Annotated in this window: 8 protein-coding genes and 1 tRNA gene; 5 read left to right on the top strand and 4 right to left on the bottom strand. The window is 43.1% G+C overall.

The window, feature by feature from the left end; genetic code table 11:
* Positions 1-78: 78 nt before the first annotated feature.
* Both LEP1GSC194_RS12825 and LEP1GSC194_RS12820 read right to left on the bottom strand, forming a co-directional pair.
* Positions 79-615, bottom strand: coding sequence for a DUF1564 domain-containing protein (locus LEP1GSC194_RS12825; RefSeq protein WP_020772307.1), 537 nt, complete (start codon positions 613-615; stop codon positions 79-81).
* A 314-nt stretch (positions 616-929) separates the two neighbouring features.
* Positions 930-2189, bottom strand: a complete 1260-nt coding sequence (locus LEP1GSC194_RS12820) for a 3-deoxy-D-manno-octulosonic acid transferase (RefSeq protein ID WP_020773979.1) — start codon at positions 2187-2189, stop codon at positions 930-932.
* A gap of 6 nt (positions 2190-2195) precedes the next feature.
* Here LEP1GSC194_RS12820 and LEP1GSC194_RS12815 point away from each other — a divergent pair, with 6 nt between their 5' ends.
* Positions 2196-2813 (top strand): HAD family hydrolase, encoded by a 618-nt coding sequence (locus LEP1GSC194_RS12815; protein WP_020773969.1) that lies wholly within the window; start codon positions 2196-2198, stop codon positions 2811-2813.
* On the opposite strand, the gene LEP1GSC194_RS12810 is transcribed toward LEP1GSC194_RS12815, so the two are convergent.
* The gene (locus tag LEP1GSC194_RS12810) at positions 2785-3528 is read right to left on the bottom strand and encodes a flagellar filament outer layer protein FlaA (RefSeq protein ID WP_036042701.1); all 744 of its coding nucleotides are present in this window, start codon (positions 3526-3528) and stop codon (positions 2785-2787) included. The genes LEP1GSC194_RS12815 and LEP1GSC194_RS12810 overlap by 29 nt on opposite strands.
* Before the next feature lie 77 nt (positions 3529-3605).
* Between LEP1GSC194_RS12810 and LEP1GSC194_RS12805 the strand changes: the two genes are divergently transcribed.
* From LEP1GSC194_RS12805 to proC, 3 genes are read left to right on the top strand one after another with little or no spacing between them, the layout of a single operon-like run.
* Positions 3606-4271, top strand: a complete 666-nt coding sequence (locus LEP1GSC194_RS12805) for a hypothetical protein (protein WP_036042700.1) — start codon at positions 3606-3608, stop codon at positions 4269-4271.
* 1 nt (position 4272) lies between these two features.
* On the top strand, positions 4273-4941 hold the full coding sequence (locus LEP1GSC194_RS12800; RefSeq protein ID WP_017808601.1) for a YggS family pyridoxal phosphate-dependent enzyme: 669 nt from the start codon (positions 4273-4275) through the stop codon (positions 4939-4941).
* A gap of 1 nt (position 4942) precedes the next feature.
* On the top strand, positions 4943-5716 hold the full coding sequence (gene proC, locus LEP1GSC194_RS12795) for a pyrroline-5-carboxylate reductase (RefSeq protein ID WP_020773958.1): 774 nt from the start codon (positions 4943-4945) through the stop codon (positions 5714-5716).
* 596 nt (positions 5717-6312) lie between these two features.
* On the opposite strand, the gene LEP1GSC194_RS12790 is transcribed toward proC, so the two are convergent.
* Positions 6313-6385 (bottom strand) — tRNA-Met (locus LEP1GSC194_RS12790).
* Between the two features lie 196 nt (positions 6386-6581).
* Between LEP1GSC194_RS12790 and LEP1GSC194_RS12785 the strand changes: the two genes are divergently transcribed.
* A complete protein-coding gene (locus tag LEP1GSC194_RS12785; RefSeq protein WP_020773966.1) occupies positions 6582-7640 on the top strand; it encodes a sensor domain-containing diguanylate cyclase in 1059 nt (352 codons plus the stop codon).
* Positions 7641-7656 lie beyond the last annotated feature (16 nt).

The raw sequence follows: 7656 nt of genomic DNA, 5'->3' as shown, positions 1-7656 counted from the left end.
TTGCAGTATTTCCACCTCGATCGCTCACGCGTTTTGAGGACCCGGATTTTTGTCGTTTAACGCGAGTGAGACGGTTTTTTAGAGGTCGGGTTTTGGTAAGAAATACAAATGTTCGCTCGTGATCGGGTTGGGTTCGAAGAATAGGGCCCTGGAAATTTGATTTTTTCGTAGATTTAAGGTCCAAGTCATCTTGTAGGTCCCGTGAAATTGAGGAACTCCCCGGTTCATCGTATTCACGATAGAATCCCCGACTCCGACGTCTTCCAACCAAAGAAGATAATTAAAAAGAAAACATCTGGAAACCCCGTGCGCGGCTGCCAAAGCACCCAAAACCGCCCAAACCCCCGAATTCACATGAATCGTCATCTTCTTCAACTCACCCACGCCCCAGTTGTATTTGATCTTCCCGGCCCTCCAATGAAGGCGATCCAAGGACGCGACATACTTCGTATATCTCTTCAGTAAAAAGGGAAGTTTTTTGGAAAGGGCCTTCTTCTGAAGCGCATCCAGCCGGTTCCAGTAACTCATCGGAATCAAAAGGGAATCGGTGCCAACCGTTCCTTCATTCAAAGAGGATTGAATTTTTTTCTCGCAAGAAAGTAAAAGAAGGTCCATACCCGAAGCGGTTCCGCAACTCGGCACAACGGACGGGATTTACGAAAAAAAGTGAGAGAAGAATATTCATCTTTTGTAAGTTCCGCAAAATTGAAAGCGATTCCGAAAAATGAACTCCAAGGATCCTAAAATTTTCCTTAAAAACGCGGGAGTTCCCACAGATTACGTCTCTTTGACGGTTTTTTAAGCTTTAACGTTATTTTTCTCATCGTTTAAAAAAGCGTGAATTCGTGGGGAAAGTTTGAGCGAATCCGACCTTGGCGAGGCCCAACCGTGCTTTCTGCAACTCAATACCCAGTTTTGGACGGGGATTCTTAAAGGAAATTTTGAATTTCATCAAACAAACGTTTCGCCGCACCCCGACCGGACTGAACGAATTCCGCGTTGTGTTTGCGGATTTTTTCAAGTTCTTTTTTTGGAATATTCAAAATATTAAATATATCATCTGGGGATTCAACGACAAACAAACCTCCCGTCTGATTCAAAATCATTCCCTCGGGAGAATTGGAAATCCTAGGACCGGTCATCAAAGGTAACCCGAAGGTTGCGGGTTCCAAAACGTTGTGGACTCGATTGTGAAGAGCTCCCCCCACATAAGCGAAGTCTCCGGCCTGATACGCAAACGCCAAAACGCCTAACACATCAAATACGATCGTTTGAGCGGACATATCCTCGAAAGGAACGGAAGTCCAGGTCTGGTAAATCATATTAGCGTCCTGAAGTTTGTGTTCTATGGAAACGATCCGGTCCGGGGAAGTTTTGTGCGGAAAAATCCAAAACGCGACTTCGTTTAACAAATCCGGACTTTTAGAACGGATGAGATCGTAAAGGGAAACGATCAAATCCTCGCAGGGTTCGTAAGTGGATGCAAATAGTATAATTTTAGAATATGGATAATTCTTCGGTTTCTTAAATACTTTTTGATTGTCCTCGATTTTTTTCAGGACGGAATCGAACCGAGTATCTCCCAAAACCTTAACCGGAATCGTATCCGGAACCAGAGAACGAAACGTATCGTAAAAGGATTCGTGAGAAGGATAAATACCGTCCAGATGTTGAAAAACCGCTTTTGTGAGCCTTCCCATAAAACCGTCCTTTCGACTTCCGATTACAGCGGAACCAAGGACGACCTTGGCGCCGAATCTTTTTGCGGAAAGGATGAGGTTCGGCCAAGTATCCCAGGCCATCAAAACGAGAACCTTCGGATGAAAACGGGAAAAAATCCAATTATAACCGCAGGGAGAATCGATCGGAAGACGAAAGGTTTCATCCGCGGGAAACGCTTCGAGTTGAGAATCTCTAACGCTCTCCGAAAAAACGGATTGAATCAGAAATGCGGACGGATCCTTTTTACGAAATTCGAAGGCGAGCGCCCGGCATTGGTCCAACTCTCCCACGGAAGCGGCGTGCAGCCACACGGTATGTTTACCGGAAAGATTCAAATCCTTGGAAAGGATTCTTTTTTTATCCGCAGCCCGTTTCCTAAAAAAAAGTCTAGCCGAAGGAAATAGGAAAAAAAGAGGAACGATAAAGACGAGAAGAAAGATCGTCAGGATTTGATAGAGAAAAATCATAGGTTTATGAGCGGAGTTTTATTTGCTTTTGATCTGATGGACACTTTGATAAAGGATCCCTTTCATTCTGCACTTTATAAAATACTTCCTCGCGAATCGAGAGAAAAATTCACTCGGGGAAGAGAAAGAAATTCATTCTTGGAATTTGAAAAAGGGCTTATCGAAGAGGAGGAATTTTTCGAAAGATTTTATCTTCCCGAATTTCGAAACGAGAATTTACCCGATCCGAGAAAGATCAAGGAACTCATGTTCGGCAAAGTTCGATTGATAACCGAAACGGTCGAAATCGTAAAACGACTTAAGAGCGGCGGAAACAAACTCGTACTCGCTAGTAATTATTCCGTCTGGTATAAGGAACTCCGAAAATTTCCGGAGATGCAGGAAGTTTTTTCCCAATTCGATCAGTTATATTTTTCCTGCGAACTCGGAACCCGTAAACCCGCGGAAGAATACTTTCAATGGATTCAAACCGATTATCCGGGAATGCGCTACGTATTGATCGACGACAATACGACTAACGTGGAATCTGCGGGATATATGGGATGGGATACGTTTCAGTTCGATCCGAAAACCCCTTCACAACTCGAGGAATTTTTCAAAGACCGGTACCCCAATTATCTTTGATCTCGGCGCCTGGATAACTTTCGTCTCTCGTGTCCACGAGGATGCCCATCCGATCCAGATAAAAAACGAATTCTCCCTTTTTCTGAAACGGACCGGGAACTAGACGGATTTCAGCGACCTCGAAGGGATAACGAAGATTTCGATTCAGTCTCGTGTTCCTTCCGGGAATCTCCAATTTTTTTTCGATCCGTTTCCAACCGTCAAAATTCAAATCGCCAAGGTCGATCACGATTTCCTTGGATCTATGCTGATGGAGTACCAATTCCAATTTTGCATTTTGAGAAGAGGCGAACATCCAAAAGAAAATTCGAGTCGGAGTTCCGATCGGAAGTCTGATTTTTTCCTTGGGGCGAATTTCCAAGTGAGAATGTTTCGGATTTTCAAAAAAGGTCTGAACCATCATGGAGCGATAATCGTCGGCCGTCGAAAGAGCGGGATAAGATTCCCTTTCTTTGGAAAAGGCCGCGTTTTCGGGGATCTGAGAATTAAAGCGGATTTCGTTTAAAAAAGAAACCCCTCTGTAAATTTCCCAGGGTCGTGTACCGTCGAACGAGTCCACAAGAAAAAGATTGTATTGTTTCCATTCGGAGAGTATCTTTTCTAAAATCAGAACACGACTCATTTCGTCCTCGTCCCTTTTTACCGGAGCGGAAGAAAGATCCCCCAAAACAAATCCTAAACAACAAAAGGTAAATAAAACTCGGGAGAAAAACAAGCGGCTCACAGGATTCTATTCGGAGAAAATGAGACTTAAAAACAGACGAAAAACCGATATTTGAAATAGGTGCACCCATGAGACGAGACCAGTTGAAAATCCTACTTTCCGGAATCTTAGTTTTACTTTTAGGATCGTTGATCGTTTATAGTTATCTTTTTCGGGAAGAAATTTCCCGATTCTTAAAAAAGAAGGAAGCCGAGGAAGTTGTAAACAACTCTAAAACCGACCGCGTCATCCTAAGCCCTGAGACGAACTCCGAGCCTCCGATTTCACCTAACGACTTAAATACTCTTCCGACCGAAGAAAAAAAAGCGCAACCCTCCGGAGAATTCTCTTCCAACGAGAAGGAAACTACTCCTTCTAAGGAAACCAAAACCATAAAGGAAAAATGGACTCCGCCCAAGGACGAAACCCGCTCGATCCAAGACGAAACAACCGGACCGACAGAACCTAAATCCAAAAAGGAAAAAATTCAGGAATCTCAAGGAGATTGGGAAACCAAGGCCGACTACGCGAAGAAGAAACATCGCGGAAAAAAAAACAGAATGAAAAAACATTCTTCAGCAAAGACCGGAAAAAAAATTCGATCCTTGGAAACGAGGGTGGATCGTTTGGAGAGAAAATTAGGAATTTCTCATATAAAGAAAAAACGTAAAGCTCATAAGCAAGATCGAAGCAGTCTCGAAAAAAGGGTTCGAAACTTGGAAACGGAAATGGAAAAGTTAAAAACCAAAGAGTGATATGGGAATAAGAGAACGTTATCAAAAAATTTACGAGGAGCTTCAAAAACTCAAACCGGAAAGTCCTCCCACACTCATAGTCGTTTCCAAGTTTCAACCGTTGGAAAAAGTAAAAGAAGCGATCGACTCCGGAATCGTTCACTTCGGAGAAAATCGAATCGGGGAAGGACTCGAAAAATTTTCCCAGTGGCTTTCGAAAGAAAATTCCTCCCTTGTTTTACATCATATCGGGCCGGTTCAAGGCGGAACATTACGAAAGTTGTTTTTAGGATATTCTTATGCACACGGAGTCGGGAGTATCGGAATCGTGAACGAACTTCTGAGCCGCGCCCAAAAGGAACAAAAAAACATCCGATATTTTCTCCAAGCCAACCTGACCGGAGAGGACACAAAACACGGCTTTGAAAGAAAAGAATTGGTCGAAACGTTGGAAAAAAAAGAAAGTCTATCCAACTCTTACTGCCAATTGGAAGGGCTGATGGTGATGGGACCCTCGGACGGAGATCCGACCAAAACCAGGGAGGTTTTTCGGGAACTTTCCAAAATCAAAAAGGACTACATACCCGAAGCGAAACTTTCCATGGGAATGTCGGGTGATTATAGGATCGCGATCGAAGAGGGAAGCGACTTTGTTCGAATCGGAAGCGCGATTTTTGGAGAAAGGAATTGATATGAAACATACGATCGGAATCGCGGGTTGCGGAAATATGGGCGGAGCGATTTATCTCTCTCTCAAGGAACGTTATCCGACACAGGTCTTAGGATACGATCCTTATATGACCTCGAATCAAAAAATCGAACTGACGTCCTCTTGGGATGAATTTGTCTCCAAGTCCGACTTGATCGTCGTTTGTGTAAAACCCGGAAGCGTATCCGAACTTTTAAAACAAATCGTCGTTCCGAAAAAAATCATTTCCGTCGCGGCCGGGATCCATACGGAAGCGATTCGAAAGGATCTTCCTTCCGGATCCAAAGTCGTGCGTGTAATGCCCAATCTTCCCTTGCTCGTTTCCGAAGGAGCGATGGGATATTTCGGAGACGAGGAATTGTACGAAATCGTTTCCGAAATTTTTCAATCGTTGGGACATTCCGTACGACTTGGCTCCGAGTCTTTGATGGATGCGGTTACCGGTCTTTCCGGATCGGGCCCTGCGTATGTATTTAAATTCATACAAGCCTTAGCCGAAGGAGGAGTTCTTTCCGGACTGGGTTATCAGGAAGCGTTGGACCTCAGCATACAAACCGTGATCGGTTCCGCGGAATTACTCAGGAAAGAAAGGAAAAAAGATCCCACAACCCATCCTTCCGTATGGAAGAATAAGGTAACCTCTCCGGGTGGAACTACGATTGCGGGACTTGCGGAGTTGGAAAAGAACGGATTCAGCAATGCAATTTTGGAGGCCGTAAAAGCGGCCACAAAACGTTCTCGCGAACTGGGATCTTAAGAATCTTATAAAGTTCTGATCCTTCGTCAGGAAGAAATTCAGGGAGAGAGGCGGGAAAATTTGGGAGGTTTTCCCTATCAGAAAATCATACTTTTTGCAAGTAACAAGCTGTATGTTATGTACGTAAAATCCTAATCCCTAAAATAGAGTTGTTGAAAAATTAATTCTCCATTTGTTCCTGTTTCATTGAAATGGGCGATTGAAGCAGTTTTGTTAATGCGGTAATTGAATTTTTCAACAACTCTAATATAATCAATCATTCGCCATTTGAAACGTGCCTTTCTGGGATTCAGGCCGATACTTGTTTAACGAATTTATAAAAATCTAAAATTGAATTTTAAAAAAATGAAATCTAGTTTGGCGGAATTACCGATCCTTTCTTTGACAAAAGGTTTCAGGAGAAAAAATTGAAAATCGTAGTGCTTTGTAGCTATTTGAAATAGCCAGAATGGTGTAGTAAGTTTTTTGTAAGTCGAAATTCGTGGGTTAATTCTAAAAAAGAAAGCAAACTTTTTATAAAATGCGGTTGTATTAATAGGAAATTAACTCTTCGGATTAAAATTTATCTTGAAAAGTAAAGCGGAAGGATTAAACACTAGCGCGGACAGGATTCGAACCTATGACCTTTGGGTTATGAGCCCAACGAGCTACCAGCTGCTCCACCGCGCGGTGTCTATGGGCCAGTATTTGTGGATAAACTTTGAAAGCAAGAAGAAATCGGCAAAAAGAATTGATTTTTATAAAAAATTGGGCTGATAATCTTCATAAAAGAGAATCACTCCGAATGAAAAAGAACGTCGAATCGAACTCGGCGGTAAATTGGAAATCACTCCTTTAGTATCTTAAAAGACCGGAGACCAACCGTTTGATCAGTAAAGAAAACGATCCCTTGATGATAGAATATCTGGAAAAGAAAATCTATGATCAGAAACAATTATTAGAAATCAGCAAAGCTTTAAATTCCACCTTGGATTATAAATATCTAATGGATGCAATTTTAAACATCTGTCTTGCCCAGCTTCAAACTCTGCAAGCGGCGATTTACGTCAGTCCGGAAGCGGATTCCGATTTTTTTGAATTGGACCCGAGTTACAAAGGTTTTGATCTTTCCGAAAATGAAAAATCTTTCCGTATCAAAACGAACGCCGCTCTCATCCAGTTTCTCGAAACGAGAATGAAGGCTATGACCGTAAATCAGATCGAAGAGTCCATGGGAAGGGCGGTGAACGAAGTCGATTTCCTAAGGGGAATCGGAGGGGATCTCGTCATTCCTTTGAACGCAAAGGGAAAGGTGAACGGACTTTTGGTTCTCGGCGAGAAAATGAGCATGAGCGAAGTTCAGGAAGAAGATCGGGATTTCTTAACGACTCTTTCCACTCTTGCCGGGATCGCGGTCGAAAACTCCAGGCTCTATGAACTTGCGACCGTGGATATGATGACCGGACTCAAAGTACATCATTATTTCCAAACCAAACTCAAAGAAGAGATGGAACGCTGCAGAAAGAAAAAATCACATCTCACTCTTTTGTTCACGGATGTAGATAATTTTAAGAAGTTCAATGATACGTACGGTCACCAGGCCGGAGATCAGGTTCTGATCGAAGTGGCAAAACAATTGATTCGTCAAGCGGGTAAACACGATATTCCTGCCAGATACGGTGGAGAGGAGTTTTGTCTCGTGATGCCCGGCGCCGATCTGGAAAGAGGTTACGAGCTGGGGGAAAAGATCCGCAAAGCAGTGGAAGCGAGTGTGGTCAAAAACCCGAACGGCGGACCGGATTTAAAAGTAACTCTTTCCGTCGGGGTCTCCGAGTTTTGGCCCAAGGATAAAAACAATAAGGACCTGATTGAAAGAGCGGATAAGGCGCTTTATACGGCTAAACATTCCGGTAAAAATCGAACCGTTTGTTACAAAGTGGACTAGAAAAACTTTTCTTTTT

The organism is Leptospira alstonii serovar Sichuan str. 79601, assembly GCF_000347175.1.
GTDB lineage: Bacteria > Spirochaetota > Leptospiria > Leptospirales > Leptospiraceae > Leptospira > Leptospira alstonii.
This window is presented reverse-complemented; position numbering and strand designations above follow the sequence as displayed.

What these genes read in the sequence shown, in the direction of transcription:
- LEP1GSC194_RS12815 (WP_020773969.1), top strand. Translation starts at nt 2,196, where the DNA reads ATGAGCGGAGTTTTATTTGCTTTTGATCTGATGGACACTTTGATAAAG.
- proC (WP_020773958.1), top strand. Translation starts at nt 4,943, where the DNA reads ATGAAACATACGATCGGAATCGCGGGTTGCGGAAATATGGGCGGAGCG.
- LEP1GSC194_RS12825 (WP_020772307.1), bottom strand. Translation starts at nt 615, where the DNA reads ATGGACCTTCTTTTACTTTCTTGCGAGAAAAAAATTCAATCCTCTTTG.
- LEP1GSC194_RS12820 (WP_020773979.1), bottom strand. Translation starts at nt 2,189, where the DNA reads ATGATTTTTCTCTATCAAATCCTGACGATCTTTCTTCTCGTCTTTATC.
- LEP1GSC194_RS12800 (WP_017808601.1), top strand. Translation starts at nt 4,273, where the DNA reads ATGGGAATAAGAGAACGTTATCAAAAAATTTACGAGGAGCTTCAAAAA.
- LEP1GSC194_RS12805 (WP_036042700.1), top strand. Translation starts at nt 3,606, where the DNA reads ATGAGACGAGACCAGTTGAAAATCCTACTTTCCGGAATCTTAGTTTTA.